The following is a 14,381-nucleotide window of genomic DNA, read 5'->3' on the forward strand; positions in this document are numbered from 1 at the left end:
CCGGGTTATTCGTTGTCCTTGATGATTCGGTCAATCGCGGCATTCGCTTCGTCGCCGTCGTGCACGAACACCCTCGTCTGATAGGAAGAAGTGGGATCTGCGCCGGCCTGTGCCGCGTTCGCGTTCTTGACGTTCACATCGACGTTCATCGACAAACCCACACGTAGCGGGTGCTTTTCCAGTTCTTCGACAGGAATTTCGATGCGAACCGGCAGGCGCTGAACGACCTTGATCCAGTTTCCCGTTGCGTTCTGGGCCGGCAGCAGCGCGAGTGCCGAGCCGGTGCCAGGCGTGAACCCGGCCACCTTGCCGTGATAAACGGCCGACGAACCATAGACATCCGCCGTCAGTTCCACCGGCTGCCCCACCCGGATATGTCGGAGTTGCCATTCCTTGAAGTTCGCGTCCACCCACACCTGATTCAGCGGCACGACCGACATCAGCGGCGTACCCGGAGAGACGCGCTGCCCGACCTGCACCGAGCGCTGGGCGATATAGCCGGTCACCGGCGCCGGCAATGTCGTGCGCGAATACGCCAGGTAGGCGTCGCGAACCTTTGCCGCGTCTGCAAGGACATCCGGGTGCTGCTGGACCGTCGTGTTCGCCGTGAGCGCGCGATTGGCGCCGAGCTTGTGGACCGCGGCGTCGAGCACGGCCTTCGCATTGTTGACGGCGTCGCGGGCGTGCGAGATGTCCTCTTGCGAAACCGCGCCCGTGTCCCCCGTCGCGAGCCGGCGGCGCAGGTCGTCTTGTGCCTTGGTGAGATCGGATTGCCGCTCTGCGATCTCCGCCCGATATTGGTCGTCGTCGGCATACAGGCCATGCACCCGGCGCACCGTCTGCCCAAGGTTGGCTTCCGCCTGCTGGAGTGCGATCCGCGTATCGGCGGGATCCAGCTGGACAACGGGTGCGCCCATCTTGACGATCTGTGTGTTGTCGGCATTCACGGCCACTACGGTACCCGTGACCTGGGGCGTTATCTGGACGACATTGCCATTCACATACGCGTCATCGGTCTCGACGTGATAGCGGGCAACGAGCGAGTAGTAAGCGCCGTAGGCAACACCGGCGACTGCCAGCGCCGAGACAAGCGCACCAAGCAGGAACTTGCGCTTGCCGCCCTTCTTTTCTTGCTCGCTGGTCTCGATCTTCACGGCGGGTTGAGGCTGATTCATGGATTCACTCCGAAAATGCTTGGCCAACGTCATCAATTGACGCGTAACGGTTTAAAGATGCGAAATTCACTTGTTTGGATGCAGGACCGACAGCGACGTATCCGGCGTACCCGATTGCGTCGCGAGCTCAGTTTTTTCAGCATCAAAGCCGCCGCCGAGCGCCTTGATCAACGCGACCTGCATGTTGCGTCGATCCATCTTCAGATTCGCAACGGCCTGTTCGGCGGTGAGTCGGTTGTCGTCGGCATTAAGCACCTGAAGCTGCTCATTCAAACCGGACCGGTAGCGCACGACCGCAAGCTGGTACGCTTTCGTCTGTGCGTCCAACGCTGCCTGCGCGTCCACGAGCTGCTTGTCGGTCGAGCGGATCAGCGTCACCTGGGTGGCAACCTCAGACAGCGCGTTGATCAGCGTCTTGTTGTAGTTCGCGACGCCATAGTCGAAGTCGGCATAACGGCCTTTCAATTGCGAGCGCAGCGCACCGGCATCGAAAATCGGCAGGTGAATGGCCGAACCGGCCTGGATCTGCCGGCTGGAAGAATTCAGAAAGTGCCCCCAGCCGAAAGCGTCCAGCCCCAGCGAAGCAGACAGATTGATGTCGGGAAAGAATTCCGCCTTCGCTTCCTTGACGCCATGCGCTGCGGCATCGACTTGCCAGTAAGCCGCGACGAGGTCGGGGCGGCGGGAAATCAGGTCTGCCGGCACGTTATCCGGTAAGGAAACTGCAGCTCCGTTCCCGAGCGTGGGCACTGCGATGGCGAGTCCGCGATCGGGTCCCGCACCTAGTAGTGCACCAAGCTGGTAGCGCACCGTCGTGATCTGCCCGTCCAGGTTGGTAAGCGTCGAGCGAATGGTCGCTGTATCGCCATTGGCCGTTTGCCGTTCTACGTTCGTGTCGAGGCCAGCATTGACGCGCCCGTTGGTAATGTGCTCGATCTCTTCGCGGTTCTTTAGTTCATTCGCCGCAATGTCGCGCAATGCGTACAGACGCGCGAGCTCGTTATAAGTGCTGGCTACCGACGTGGCGAGCGAAACGCGCACGGCTTGCATTTCGGCCTCGGCGACGTTCTGGTCGGAAATAGCCTCCTTCAACCGCTGGTGATTCTTTCCCCAGAAGTCCAGATCCCATGATGCACCCGCCAGCACGGTGTTCTCGCTGGCCCAGTTTCCGCCGATCGGCGCCGGATAGACCGTATTCTCCGAGTAGAGATTGCGCGAAAAGGAATAGGAGCCGCTTACGTTCGGATAGAGTGCCGATTTCGCGCTGCCTGCATAAGCCGTCGCCTTGTCGATGCGTGCTCGCGCTTCATCGATGCTCGGATTACCCTTCAGCGCCTCGTCAATCAATTTCGATAGTTGCGGATCGCCGAACTGCTCCGACCAATCCAGCGAAGGCCATTTCCCGCCTTCAGCGGGCAAACTCTGTTGAGTTTCATATTTCGCCGGTTCTTCAATCTGGTGATTGCTCTTGATACCAGCGTAGTTGACACAACCTGCGAGGCACAGCGCTGCCGCCGCTGCTAGCGGAGACATCCAGGCACTGATGGTTCTCAACGGGCGATGCGCTTTCATCGTGGCTTCCTTTTTTCCGGTAGACAAATCGGTTGCATGCATTCGCATGGCGATCGGTGTATGTGCACAGATTAGTGATTGACCTGGGTAGCATCAACAATCAACGGGACACAAGATTGTTGCGAGCTGTAGATCCAGTGAGTTGGCAACCACTCGATTTGATGCAACACCCGCTTCATCAGTTATCCTCACTTCTTATTTGAGTAACGGGGATTCGACTTGGTGGAGCACCGGCTTTCCGGAAAGCTCCGTGCTTACCCGAAAGCGGCATGAGGGCTGGTGAGTATCGGCGCGTACGGCCGAGTTGGAGGTGCGGTGTTACGTGCTGCGGATGGTATGCGTCCCCTGCGCGATCTTCAACCGCGCCAGGCGTATCAATTTCTCACCCGATCGACAACAATCCAGTCGGCAGGTGTTTCGACGCTGGGATCGACTATCGCCAGCTGTTATCGCTCGTCAGCCGGAAGAGTTCCAGCCTCAGCCGCGCGGCCTCACGTTCGCCAAAACTGGTTTCGAAACTTGCCTGCGCGGTGCGCCAATGACCGATGGCCTTATCCAGCTTCGCTCGGCCGGATGCTGTGATATGCAACCGCAACCGGCGCTTGTTCCCGATCTCCGAGGATTCACCAACGAGCCCGTTTCGTTCCAGAGGCTTGAGCGTTCGAATGAGGGTGGTTCTATCCATCACCATCGCCTCCGCAATCTCCAGCATGGTGAGCCCCGGGGCACGAGCCAACGTGCTCAGAATACTGAACTGGGTCGGTGTCACGCCCACTTCGGAAAGGTGACGCTCGTACAGCTTCGAAATATGCCGGGCTGCTTGCCGAATAGCGAAGCAGTCGTCGACGTAGAGTGGGAGTGTGTTCATGGCGACAGAGTATCTGGGCCAAGTCGGACGATCCATACCGTCGAAGGCATCAAACTATCACCATCAAGTCAACGGTCACGCGTGGGTGTTGTGCCAGCATGGCGCCGCCCGATCACGCGACGGTGATGCCGCGCAACGCCGTGCACGAACGCCTGTCCCCTATTTTTATTAATCACACGATTGGGCGTTGCGAGTGTTCGAGCGCCGCGCGAACGAAGTCGAAATGGGCGCTCGCCGTGCGACGAGCTGACCCGATCGATTTACTCCAGGCTATCAAGCCTCGATGATCAAACGTAGTGCCCCGATTTCTCTAGCACCTCGATCTTGTATCCGTCCGGGTCCTGCACAAAGAAGTATCGTGCAAGCAGTGTGTCCCCGTCCTTGAACTCCTTCACTGGCGTTGGCCCGAATCCGAGTTCTGCAAAACGGGCCCGCTCTACCTCGAGTCCGGAAACCGCCACTGCCACGTGCCCATACCCATCACCGTGGGTGTAAGCCAATTCGCGGCCCTTATTCCACGTGAGTTCGACTTCAAAATCGTTCTCTGCATTGCGCAGGTAGACCAATGCGAAATCAGGGAAGTCGAGCCGGTGGCCTTCTACCAGCCCGAAAGCGAGCCGGTAGAACTCGAGCGACCGCTCGAGTTCCCGAACCCGGATCATGGTATGAATCAGCTTGGCCAATTTATTCAACCTTTTCAGAATTGCATGGCGCAGCGGCAGCCACTATGCGCCGAGCGAGGTGAAGGTCTGGATGGAAATCTTCCCGTTCTTCACGAAGAGCGTATCGGTCGCAAGCGTGACCGAGGGCTTCGCTTCCCATGCGAAGTAAGCGACTTCGCGAGCAACGCATTGGCTCGTGATCTTGAATGCCGACCAGAACGCCGGTTCGGCGCTATCGATGAACGCCTTAAAGAATTGCCTGATTTCATCAAGCCCGCGATATACCTTCCCGGGCGTCATCAATACAGCGTTTTCGTCGTAATCGCTCAGGATCTCGTCGATCCCTACTGCAAAGGCACCGAGATGGTGTTCGAACACTCGCTGTGTTGACGCCTCGACTTCTACGGGTGTTTCAGTCATAGCGAACTGCTCCTCAAATGGATTGGGTCGAACGCGCACCCAGTGGGCGCGCGCCCCGAATACGATCAACCGGCGTACGCCCGCTGCGCCTCGTCCCACGTCACGACGATGATCGGCGTCCCGTCCTCGCGGATAAACGACAGCGGACCGAGAAAGGTCATGTAGAACGCGCTGTCCACCGGGAAGTACGTTTTATCGTGCCGCGCGTTGGCCGATTCATAGCCATACGCCGGAGCGACAACAGTGTCGCCGCCATGCTCCTTCCCGCCGCGCACATCCATCCGCCCCTTCGTTAGCAGATACTCGCCGGGGCCCACGTGAAAATGCGCGTTGAAGGACGATCCTGCGGGACAGTCGAACATGGCGGTCCACGCGCCCATTTCGGGTGACGCGTGCAACATCTTCCAGCGAATACCGCCTTGCGACAGTGCATCGGGAAAAGGCTTCCAGGGGATTTCGTCGATCTGTACAGCCTCTTCCTGGATCTTCGCCTTGATTTCCATCGTCGTCTCCTTGGTAGTTAAGTCGGCCCCCAACCAGGGGATAACAATCACGCGCCGATGAGACAACGATAGATCACTCGCCCACGCCGGAGTTGCTCCGCAGCGCAAGCGCACTTGCCTTGTAGTGCAGGCATGCTGCCGCGCGGAACACCTCGACTGCACTTTCCGGCAACGCCCCCTGCACGGAGAGGCAATCGCGCACTCGTCCCAACTGCTAATTTCACTTGCGTCGGCAACGCCAAATCACGGATAGCCGAACGAACGACCGGTCGCTGCGCTGCAACAGAAATGCAGTCGTCAGCGCGCGTTCTCCATCGTCAAACGCACCAGGATTACTACTCCCCTAAACGCAAGGAGCAATCATGCCGCTTATCGATTTCAGTTATGCAGTGGGTTCGTTGAGCCCAGACGCCCGCAGCCGTCTTGCGGACAAGATGTGGTCCACTGCGCTGCATTGGGAGGGAATCGAAGTCAACGAAACCTCGGGCTCCGTTGCATGGGTCTACTTCGACGAACGCCCACGCGATCATGTCACCGTGGCCGGCCACGTACCCGGCCAAAACATCTACCGGCTCAACGTGCGGGTCATGACGGGGTTCATGGACCAGGCACGCATCGACAATCTCGCACGCGAGTTGACCGAGTTGGTCCTTGAAGCCGACGGAACAAAAGGCGACGGGAGCGGACCGCGCGTCTTCTGCATTATCGAAAAGATTCCAAGCGGGTCGTGGAGCATCGACGGGAAAACATGGACCACAGTCTTCACCGCGCAAACGCTGAAACTCGAGAATGCACGCATCGCCGCTATGGAAAAGGCTGTGGCGTCGCGGCCGCGCATTGATGTCCCGTACGAAGCGAAATCGTAGTGCGCGATGCATCGCTCGGCGCTGGCTTGTACAGCGCCGGCGTGTCATCCCGCAGGTTAACGCGCGACGTAGATCGGAGGCGAATATGAGCTGTATCTCACTTCAGCCGGGTAGCGCTCACCCATGTGGCCGTTGATACCCGCGCCGTTATCGTTGGTTGAAATCGCCGCTTTCTCACGAACGCGACCATCGAGTCCGGAACGCGCCTCGTCCGGGCTCATGGACTTGTTGCTGGCCTGGAGCGATTGCGCGTATTGCGCCTCCACCTGTTGGCCGTCCACTGCCGAAGGCGATTGCGCGCTCGCCAGGATGGGCGCGGTGAGAACGCCCGCCAGAATGACCAGTCTTGCTACCCGCTTCATCGCTACCCCTTCGGATCTGAACAGAACAATCGCCGCACCGTTTCGTGTGCTTGCGGCTCCGAGGTAGCCTACGTCAGACTGGGAAAATGACAAATGACTGGAAGCGAACAGATTCTTGCCGAATGCGTTACAGTGACCACCCCGAAAGTGTGATGAAAGACGTCAATCCCATCGGCTCTAGAGATGAGATTGCGCGAATGCAGTCGCGTGATCGATAAACGCCCGCACTTTTGCGGGCATGAGGGTTCTAGTCAAATACGCCAGCCGGATTTCAATTGCGCTATCGGCTAGATCAAAGCCTTCGAGCAACCTCACAAGGCGCCCAGAAGCAAGGTCGTCACGTATCAACGCTTCCGGCAATACGCCCAAGCCGAAGCCCTGCAGGACCATCTCCCGATTGAACATGGGGTTATTGGAAGCGACATCGAACTTCAACGGGATCGAAACGTCTTCCTGCCCTACCTTGAATGCGAGCGCCGGCTTCTTGATCGACGGGGACACTGCCACAAAGTCATGCTCGGCGAGATCAGCAGGTTCACCCGGGTGGCGATGTTTCTTTAAATACTCTGGCGAGGCAACAATCACCTGCGGGATGCGTTCCAGCAATTTGGTTACCGTCGTGTCACTCGTGAGCATATAAGGCACAACGATCCCGAGGTCGTAGCCATCGGCAACCAGATCAACGGGGCGCTCGATAAGCGTGACTTCGAGGCTGACCTTGGGGTTTTGCAACTTGAAGCTCGCGAGAAGCGGCACCAGAAGGTTCACGGTAGCTGTGGTATGTGCAACGAGGCGTAGCACTCCCGTGGCCTCTCTGGCCTCGTTGAACGTCTCCGCCTCGAGCGCATCGATATCATCGAGAATCCTGACGCAACGTTCGTAGAAGCGCTCAGCGGTCTCGGTCAACGAGATTTGGCGGGTGGTTCGGTGAAACAGCCGGTTTCCCAACCGCTGCTCCAGGGACGCAATCGCGCGAGAAACAACAGGCGTCGTAACGCCCAGCGTGTCAGCTGCTCGCGTGAAACTGCGCGCCTCGACCACCGTACGAAATACCCGCAACGATTCAACGTAATCCATGATCGCCTGCCTCTTTAGAAAGCATTTCGTAACTAAAAGCGTCTGACGAACAAGGCTCGCCGCTCGCCATGATCTTACTCGCCGGCAATACCGCGCGGCTTCCGCGTGGCGTTGACGCGATGGCCAAGGCTCAGGTATTAGCAAGACGCTTCAATGCTGTCTAAGAGGCGCCGCGAATCGCTCACCGGGTCAGCAGCGAGGTCCGCGTCCCCGCCGCAAATTTCTGATTGAACGCTGCCACAGGAGCGCGTTCTCCGCACTTCGCGAATCGGCTTCTCGTGAACCTGTGGCCCAACTCATCACGCCCAGCCAGCCCGCCACCGTCCAGCCAAGAAGCAGATTGAACAGAAATATTCTCGCGGCTTCCTGCTTCATGCGCCGGCGAGCAATCAAGGATGGCGTGAAATACGCGACAGCAACCGCTACAAGCAAAACGTACGCAATAACAGTACGCATCTGATGCTCCCACTCGAATCATTCGACGATCGATTCTAAGTCGGCGCGCTTTCGCAATGAACCTCGGTTTAGGCAGGAAAGTGTTGTACAAATTGACAACGCGAATAGTGCCCCATTTGCCACCCGTGGGTGGCTTCGTGCCTTCGCGGTGAGGGTTGGCGCTTGCGCCAGTCGTCGGCGCAGGAAGCCTGTCGAAGCTCGCTAGAATCGATGCCTCACGCCGGCCGTCGCAGCGATCTGATAACGGGAATTCGTGCCGCTTGGGCCGCCAATGTTGTTGATGGCCGCCGTCAGCGCCCCGTTCAAAGCCTTTTGATACACCACAGCACCGTAAAGATCGGTGAGCTTGCTCAGTGAGTAAACCAACCCGGTGTTGAACTGAACCCAGTGTGGATGAGGACCATCGCTGACGTTGGCCATGGACGACGCGCCTCCTACATTGCCGACGCTGTAGATGACGGCCAAGCCGGCTTGCAAGGCGGGCGTGAATCGATACCTGCCGTTCACTTCGTAATTGGAGATCGAGAAATTGGTGTGATCCGCATACCGCAGCTTGACAAAGGTATAAGCACCCCCGATCGTGAACTGACTCATCTCGTAGGCAATTCCGGCGCCCGTGATGTCCTGTGTGGTTACCGGTCGCGCATAGAATATCGATGTCGTGCTCAAATAGTCACCCACGACAGCGCCAGAAGTATTGCTCCCGCCTGTGGCTCCTGCCGACGGTTCGCTGAGGTGAAAATGGGCGACGCCCAACGAAAGCGAATTGCGCGCGTAGCTGCCGCCCACACTCCACGCCCTGTTGTTCGCGAATCCTTCTCCGTCTGAACCGGCTGCCTGATTGCTAAACGCGTAGAGTCCACCGAGTGTGAATCCCGCAAAATTTACGCTCTCGAACTTGACCGTGTTGTTCAGCCGAAATGTAGTGTAGAGGTTATCGACGTCGCCAACGTGCGCGCCGTACTGCGTTCCCCATTGCCGCGACGACACGAACGGTCCGACGAAATCCACGAGGGGTTCGTACTGGCGCCCCATTGAGAACGTCCCGATTGCGTTGTTCTGCAGCCCCACATAGGCCTGCCGTCCGAACAAGCGCGAGCCTTGCAGCATCGTGCCGTTTGCCACGCTAAAGCCGTTCTCCAGCACGAAGACAGCGGAATTCCCGCCTCCGAGATCCTCGATACCGCGAATGCCCCAACGCGAGGGTAATCCAACTCCCGTTGTTTCCTGAAATTTGCTGGCCCCTACAGTGCCAGGCTTCGTCGCAACGTTGTTTACATAGCTTACCCCGGCGTCCACGATTCCGTAGAGCGTCACGCTACTCTGCGCAAGCGCGAGAGTGGGTGTTCCCCCGGCAATAGCAATAGACAGAACCAGTATATGTTCTCTGGCAACCCTTTCCATAAATCTCCTTTCCGAAATTGTCCAGATTATTTTTCTTTTAAAAACAAAGGCGAGTTCGAGCAGACCGATTATTAGCAATCCGTTGAATTGTGATTGTTCAAGACAATCTCACGGAGTGGCACTCAATACCCGCACCGTCGCGGGCACCGAATCTCGCGATTGAATGAATGCTGGCGCGAACGAAAACGATCGATCTAGTCGACAGATAGTCGCCGGGCAACGAGGGGAATGCCGGCAACCAGCATAAAGGCTGCAAGTGCTTGAACGGCTCCCGCCGTTATGAATCCGCTTGCGTAACTTCCAGAGACGTCCTTCACATAACCGGTCAACCACGGAGTAAGGAAACCGGCGACGTTCGCTACCGAACTGATGAGCGGAACGGCCAGGGTCGTTTCAGCCGCTTTCATGAACCGCATCGGGATTTGCCAGAATAGCGACACGCCTGCACCGGTTCCCGCGATCGCGAGCGCGAGCGTGAAAAACGTCATCGTCCGATCGCTGTGCCACGAAAAAACCAGCACAATCAAGCTCGCGACGCTGACGAGTGATGCAATCGCGGCATGCCAACGAACGTCTCGATACCGGCTCGCAAAAGTCGAAAATGCGATATTGCCTCCCGCACCGACCAGGCAGATCGCTGCAATTGCGTTGCCGATGTCCCGGTATCCACCAAATCCCGCTTCGCGCAGAATAGTCGGCATGAAGAAGCCCAAGGCCGAATTCGCGGTCAGAATACAAAAGTAGATCGCAGCCAGTATCCAGATCATCGGATTGGCGAAAAGCGCCGATGATTTTCCCGTCGTTGGAGCGAAGCTCCGTCGATCTTCCGCGACACTGTGCAATATCAGTTCGCGTTCGCGCGCCGATAGCCACCTGGCGCTAGCCGGTCCGTCCGGAAGCACAAAGGCAGCGACGCAACCGAGCAATACCGTGGGTACGGCCTGCAGCACGAACATCCACCGCCAACCGGCAAGCCCCAGAATCCCGCTCATATGTTCGAGCACGAAGCCGCCGCTCACGCCAACCGCAATGGTCGAGCAGATGGCCGCAGAATGGAAGATGCTGAAATTACGCGTACGACGTTTTGTTGGAAACCATTCGTTGAAGTAGAGAATCACGCCAGGATAGAATCCTGCTTCGAAAGCACCGAGAAGGAATCGAAGTGCATAGAACATCGTTGGCGAACTGACGAACATCATCGCGACGCTCGTCAATCCCCAGCCAATTGCAATTGCAGAGATGAGGGTTCGCGCGCCCCAGCGTTGTTGAAGCGCTGTAGCCGGAACCCCCATGACGACGTAGCCTAGAAAGAACAGCCCTGCGCCGAGACCGTACACCGTTTCGCTAAAGCGCAGATCGGACAGCATCTGAAGCTTCGCGAAGGCCACGTTGGCACGGTCCACCCACGCCAGCATCCACAGGCAAAAGAGGAGCGGAATGATGCGCCATTCCGACGACAGAAATGCCTTGCTCAGTTCACGGTCCGACTCACCGACCGGTTTCACTGTATCCGCTTCGAACAACACGCTCATTGATTCGTCTCCAGGCACAAACGTCCCGATCTTCCGCCAGGATCATCTGAAGTGTTTGACCGTCCAGGTTATGCCCGGACAGTCACGCTTTCATTCCCATTTTGCGGGGATGATCTCGCCGCAGTTCTCACCAAAGCCGATGCTCACGAAGCCAGGCCGCTCACACCACCCCCTCATGACAACGACGTCTCCGTCTTCGAGAAATGCGCGTGTCTCGCCGCCGGCAAGTTCGACAGGAGACTCTCCGGCACGAGACAACTCGATCAATGCACCGGCTTCCGAAGACGTCGGGCCGGAAATCGTTCCGCTACCTAGCAGATCACCGGGGCGCAGATTGCACCCACCGATTGTGTGGTGCGCGACCATTTGCGCGATGCTCCAGTACTGGTGCCGGAAGCTCGTACGCGAAACCCGGCTGGCACACCTCCCACTTCGTCGCGCGTCAGCTGTTTCGATAGCCACTTCCAGCTGAATATCGAACGCACGATCATCGGTCTCCTGCAAAGCCAGATATTCCAGCGGTTGCGGATCTCCTTCCGGACGAACCCACGCCGTGCGAAACGGCGCAAGCGCGTCCATGGTGACGATCCACGGCGATATGGTGGTGGCGAAATTCTTGGCGAGGAATGGACCGAGCGGGGCCGACTCCCACGATTGAATGTCGCGCGCCGACCAGTCATTGAGCAGACAAAGGCCAAACACGTGCGCTTCGGCCGACTCAACAGGAATGCGTGCGCCCTGCTCGTTGCCAACGCCAATGAAAATGCCCAGTTCCAGTTCATAGTCCAGTCGGGCGCACGGTCCGAGTTCAGGCTCTCGCTTTCCAGCAGCAACACGTTGCCCTACTGGCCGTCGCACGGGCTGCCCCGACAACCCGATACTCGACACTCTCCCGTGGTAAGCGATCGGCATCCACTGGAAATTCGGCGAGATCGAGCCATCCGGCCGCAGCAGCTTGACGATATTTCGCGCGTGATCGATCGACGTATAAAAGTCCGTGTAGTCGCCGATCTGAACCGGCAGCGCATATTCGGCATTCGCTTGCGGCACGAGACAGCCTTCGAGTTCGTCAATATGTGCCTGCGCTTCGCCTTTGCTGAACCAGGCGAAGAGCGCGTGGCGCAGCGCGCGCCACGCGTGCGGCCCGAGAGCCAGGAAAGCATTCAGCGTTGGCGCAGTACAGGCCAGGACAGCCTGGGCTGCGCTCTCCGAAAGATCACCAAGCGCCGCAATGGCCTTCAGGTCGATGACGTAGTCGCCCAGGGCGACGCCGCCACGAAACGCTTCCGATGTTCCCGCACGCCGAAATACACTGAACGGCAGGTTTTGAATCGGAAATGCGCATTCGGGCTGGTTTGCCGATTCGACCCAACTCTTCGCGGCGGCGTCGTGGGTATGATCAAGGCGCATCGAATTCCCCGCGCAGGCTACGGCGGCTCAGCAGGATCCGCCGTTCGCGAAGCTCCTGAATCAGTGCCGGGTCGACTTCTCGCTCGGTCAGCAGTTCTACATTGTGTTCGCCCTGAAAAGCTGGAATGCCGGGTGCGGGCAGCGTCGCACCGCTGAAGCGCCACGGCGGCCCCGGCATGCGCATCGTCCCGCCGGTCCGGTCGTCGATCTCGACGATCGCCCCCCATTCCGCGGCCCATTCGGAATCCGCCAATTCATTCGTTGTACGTACGACGCCGATGGCAAGACCCTGTTCGCTTACCTGCGCCTGCAGTTCGTCCAGGTCCGTGAACGTCAGAATCCATGCCCGGACCTCGGCAAGTAACGCATCGAGGTTCTGTCGCCGAAGATGGGCAGTGGCGAACCGGGGATCGAGCAGCAGATCGGTGCGCCGCATCATCGAACAGAACCGGATGAACATCGGCGTATAGATCGGACTGGCGGCGATGGTGACATGACGGCCATCCGGCATGCGAAAAATGTGCGATTCCGTGGCGCTCAGCGCTGGCGGTTCACCGTTGGTGTCCACGCCGGACAACTGTGCGCCTGCGCGTTCGTTGACAGCCAGCATGGTCGCCGCCATCGAAACGTCCACGTGCTGGCCTTCGCCTGTCCGGTTTCGCTGCTGGAGTGCGGAGAGCACGGCGATGACGCCATGGAGACCCGTATAGACGTCGGCATGGCTGCAGGCGTCGTTCTTCATCTCCTCCGGACCGAAGTCATAGTGCTCACGCAAAATATCGGTCAGCCCCGTCTCCGCCTGGACAGTCGGCGCAAATGCCGGTCGGTTGCGCCACGGCCCGGTCTGACCATAGCCGCTCATCGAAACATAGACAACGGCAAGGTTGAATTCACGCACCTGCTCGTAACCGAGACCAAATCGAGCGAGTGTGCCCGGCCGGAAGTTCTCGACAATGATGTCGGCCTCGCGGCACAGGTCGGCGACGATGGCTCGCGCCTCAGGCCAGTTCAAATCCAGACTGAGATTGCGTTTCCCCGCGTTCTGCTGGGCGTAGTAGACAGACATCGTTCCGATATGGGGAACGCCGCCACGGCCCGTGTCACCACTGGGCGGCTCGATCTTGATCACTTCGGCGCCAAGATCGCGCAGCGTCTTCGTACACAGCGGCCCCGCCAGCACGCGCGTGAAGTCGATAACCTTCAGTCCCTCGAGAGGCGCACCCATGATCAGTTCCCCTCGAAAATGGCCGAACCCGGGCCCGACTTGGCAAACGACTCGAGACCGCGCTTTTGATCCGCACTCGCCCACATCATGTTGCTGATCTCGGTCTGCCGGGCATCTGCGCCGGCGATGCCGTGCCGCGCCGAAAGATTGGCAAGCATCTTGATCCCTTTAAGTGCGACGGTTGGACCCGCTGCCAGTTGACGCGCCCATGACATCGACACAGCCGGCAGTTCGGATTCGGCCGTAACGAGATTGATCACCCCCCACCGCTCCAGGGCCGCGGGATCGTGGCGCCGGCCGAACATCGCAATCTCCTTGGCTCGCGCCGGACCTGCGCGTTGAACCACGCGTTGCACGCCGCCAAGAAGCGGAAGCAGACCCAGACTCGCCTCGGCTGCAGCGAAGAAGGCCGTGTCGGCCGCAACGATCATGTCGCAGGTCAGCGCTAATTCGAGTCCCCCGCCGAGCGCGCCACCGTGGACCGCCGCGACCGAAGGCAGCGGCACGTTTTCAAGCGCGTCGAGCAACGCGTCGAGGCCGGCCTGGTCACGGCGCCGGCCGCCGCCGGCAAAGCCCGCAACGTCGGCGCCCGCGCAAAAATGGCGCATTGCACTGCGCAGCAGGATGGACCGGCATCCCTCTTCGACTGCCTTGCTGTACGCAGCGAGAAGATCCTTGAGGAACGTATCCTCGATGAGGTTGTGAGGCGGCTTCGACATCGTGACGACGCCCACTGCGCCGTCCTTCTCAAACACGACTGTGCTCATTTCTCGTCCTGCGTCGTAGCCCGACGGAATGTCGGGCATAAGGTTTAAACGATCGGAATAACTTAAGGATACCGAAGCGAAC

15 protein-coding genes are annotated in these 14,381 nt (G+C 58.8%); 1 reads left to right on the top strand and 14 read right to left on the bottom strand.

Annotated elements, in window-relative coordinates:
* Nucleotides 1-5: 5 nt before the first annotated feature.
* The 6 genes from L0U83_RS38115 to L0U83_RS38140 all read right to left on the bottom strand — a co-directional run bounded on the left by L0U83_RS38115 (nucleotide 6) and on the right by L0U83_RS38140 (nucleotide 5,200).
* On the bottom strand, nucleotides 6-1,175 hold the full coding sequence (locus L0U83_RS38115) for an HlyD family secretion protein (RefSeq protein ID WP_233889768.1): 1,170 nt from the start codon (nucleotides 1,173-1,175) through the stop codon (nucleotides 6-8).
* Between the two features lie 66 nt (nucleotides 1,176-1,241).
* Entirely contained in the window at nucleotides 1,242-2,747 is a 1,506-nt protein-coding gene (locus L0U83_RS38120) for an efflux transporter outer membrane subunit (RefSeq protein ID WP_233889769.1), read from the bottom strand.
* Nucleotides 2,748-3,180: 433 nt separating this feature from the next.
* The gene (locus L0U83_RS38125) at nucleotides 3,181-3,615 is read right to left on the bottom strand and encodes a MarR family winged helix-turn-helix transcriptional regulator (RefSeq protein WP_233889770.1); all 435 of its coding nucleotides are present in this window, start codon (nucleotides 3,613-3,615) and stop codon (nucleotides 3,181-3,183) included.
* 287 nt (nucleotides 3,616-3,902) lie between these two features.
* On the bottom strand, nucleotides 3,903-4,298 hold the full coding sequence (locus L0U83_RS38130; RefSeq protein WP_233889771.1) for a VOC family protein: 396 nt from the start codon (nucleotides 4,296-4,298) through the stop codon (nucleotides 3,903-3,905).
* A 42-nt stretch (nucleotides 4,299-4,340) separates the two neighbouring features.
* Complete coding sequence (locus L0U83_RS38135) at nucleotides 4,341-4,697, bottom strand: nuclear transport factor 2 family protein (RefSeq protein WP_233889772.1); 357 nt, start codon at nucleotides 4,695-4,697, stop codon at nucleotides 4,341-4,343.
* Between the two features lie 65 nt (nucleotides 4,698-4,762).
* Nucleotides 4,763-5,200: a cupin domain-containing protein gene (locus L0U83_RS38140; RefSeq protein WP_201698574.1), complete on the bottom strand. Its 438-nt coding sequence runs from the start codon at nucleotides 5,198-5,200 to the stop codon at nucleotides 4,763-4,765.
* Between the two features lie 362 nt (nucleotides 5,201-5,562).
* On the opposite strand from L0U83_RS38140, the gene L0U83_RS38145 reads away from it, so the two are divergent.
* A complete protein-coding gene (locus L0U83_RS38145) occupies nucleotides 5,563-6,066 on the top strand; it encodes a tautomerase family protein (RefSeq protein ID WP_233889773.1) in 504 nt (167 codons plus the stop codon).
* A gap of 56 nt (nucleotides 6,067-6,122) precedes the next feature.
* Here the strand turns inward: L0U83_RS38145 and L0U83_RS38150 are convergent, their stop codons facing one another.
* From L0U83_RS38150 to L0U83_RS38185, 8 genes are all read right to left on the bottom strand, one after another.
* Nucleotides 6,123-6,428, bottom strand: a complete 306-nt coding sequence (locus L0U83_RS38150; protein ID WP_233889774.1) for a hypothetical protein — start codon at nucleotides 6,426-6,428, stop codon at nucleotides 6,123-6,125.
* A gap of 177 nt (nucleotides 6,429-6,605) precedes the next feature.
* Nucleotides 6,606-7,505, bottom strand: a complete 900-nt coding sequence (locus L0U83_RS38155) for a LysR family transcriptional regulator (protein ID WP_233889775.1) — start codon at nucleotides 7,503-7,505, stop codon at nucleotides 6,606-6,608.
* Nucleotides 7,506-7,694: 189 nt separating this feature from the next.
* Nucleotides 7,695-7,961 carry a superinfection immunity protein gene (locus tag L0U83_RS38160; protein ID WP_267939781.1) on the bottom strand — a complete coding sequence of 89 codons (267 nt, stop codon included), beginning with the start codon at nucleotides 7,959-7,961 and terminating at the stop codon, nucleotides 7,695-7,697.
* A gap of 201 nt (nucleotides 7,962-8,162) precedes the next feature.
* Complete coding sequence (locus L0U83_RS38165; RefSeq protein ID WP_233889776.1) at nucleotides 8,163-9,365, bottom strand: porin; 1,203 nt, start codon at nucleotides 9,363-9,365, stop codon at nucleotides 8,163-8,165.
* A gap of 194 nt (nucleotides 9,366-9,559) precedes the next feature.
* A complete protein-coding gene (locus L0U83_RS38170; protein WP_233889777.1) occupies nucleotides 9,560-10,897 on the bottom strand; it encodes an MFS transporter in 1,338 nt (445 codons plus the stop codon).
* A gap of 90 nt (nucleotides 10,898-10,987) precedes the next feature.
* A complete protein-coding gene (gene fahA, locus L0U83_RS38175) occupies nucleotides 10,988-12,307 on the bottom strand; it encodes a fumarylacetoacetase (protein WP_233889778.1) in 1,320 nt (439 codons plus the stop codon).
* Nucleotides 12,297-13,532 (bottom strand): CaiB/BaiF CoA transferase family protein, encoded by a 1,236-nt coding sequence (locus L0U83_RS38180; RefSeq protein WP_233889779.1) that lies wholly within the window; start codon nucleotides 13,530-13,532, stop codon nucleotides 12,297-12,299. Before L0U83_RS38180 ends, fahA begins: the two co-directional genes overlap by 11 nt.
* Before the next feature lie 2 nt (nucleotides 13,533-13,534).
* Nucleotides 13,535-14,299 carry an enoyl-CoA hydratase/isomerase family protein gene (locus L0U83_RS38185; RefSeq protein WP_233889780.1) on the bottom strand — a complete coding sequence of 255 codons (765 nt, stop codon included), beginning with the start codon at nucleotides 14,297-14,299 and terminating at the stop codon, nucleotides 13,535-13,537.
* Nucleotides 14,300-14,381: the final 82 nt, after the last annotated feature.

The sequence above is a fragment of the Paraburkholderia flagellata genome, from assembly GCF_021390645.1.
Taxonomy (GTDB): Bacteria; Pseudomonadota; Gammaproteobacteria; order Burkholderiales; family Burkholderiaceae; genus Paraburkholderia; species Paraburkholderia flagellata.

What these genes read in the sequence shown, in the direction of transcription:
- L0U83_RS38115 (WP_233889768.1), bottom strand. Translation starts at nt 1,175, where the DNA reads ATGAATCAGCCTCAACCCGCCGTGAAGATCGAGACCAGCGAGCAAGAA.
- L0U83_RS38120 (WP_233889769.1), bottom strand. Translation starts at nt 2,747, where the DNA reads ATGAAAGCGCATCGCCCGTTGAGAACCATCAGTGCCTGGATGTCTCCG.
- L0U83_RS38125 (WP_233889770.1), bottom strand. Translation starts at nt 3,615, where the DNA reads ATGAACACACTCCCACTCTACGTCGACGACTGCTTCGCTATTCGGCAA.
- L0U83_RS38135 (WP_233889772.1), bottom strand. Translation starts at nt 4,697, where the DNA reads ATGACTGAAACACCCGTAGAAGTCGAGGCGTCAACACAGCGAGTGTTC.
- L0U83_RS38140 (WP_201698574.1), bottom strand. Translation starts at nt 5,200, where the DNA reads ATGGAAATCAAGGCGAAGATCCAGGAAGAGGCTGTACAGATCGACGAA.
- L0U83_RS38145 (WP_233889773.1), top strand. Translation starts at nt 5,563, where the DNA reads ATGCCGCTTATCGATTTCAGTTATGCAGTGGGTTCGTTGAGCCCAGAC.
- L0U83_RS38150 (WP_233889774.1), bottom strand. Translation starts at nt 6,428, where the DNA reads ATGAAGCGGGTAGCAAGACTGGTCATTCTGGCGGGCGTTCTCACCGCG.
- L0U83_RS38155 (WP_233889775.1), bottom strand. Translation starts at nt 7,505, where the DNA reads ATGGATTACGTTGAATCGTTGCGGGTATTTCGTACGGTGGTCGAGGCG.
- L0U83_RS38160 (WP_267939781.1), bottom strand. Translation starts at nt 7,961, where the DNA reads ATGCGTACTGTTATTGCGTACGTTTTGCTTGTAGCGGTTGCTGTCGCG.
- L0U83_RS38165 (WP_233889776.1), bottom strand. Translation starts at nt 9,365, where the DNA reads ATGGAAAGGGTTGCCAGAGAACATATACTGGTTCTGTCTATTGCTATT.
- L0U83_RS38170 (WP_233889777.1), bottom strand. Translation starts at nt 10,897, where the DNA reads ATGAGCGTGTTGTTCGAAGCGGATACAGTGAAACCGGTCGGTGAGTCG.
- fahA (WP_233889778.1), bottom strand. Translation starts at nt 12,307, where the DNA reads ATGCGCCTTGATCATACCCACGACGCCGCCGCGAAGAGTTGGGTCGAA.
- L0U83_RS38180 (WP_233889779.1), bottom strand. Translation starts at nt 13,532, where the DNA reads ATGGGTGCGCCTCTCGAGGGACTGAAGGTTATCGACTTCACGCGCGTG.
- L0U83_RS38185 (WP_233889780.1), bottom strand. Translation starts at nt 14,299, where the DNA reads ATGAGCACAGTCGTGTTTGAGAAGGACGGCGCAGTGGGCGTCGTCACG.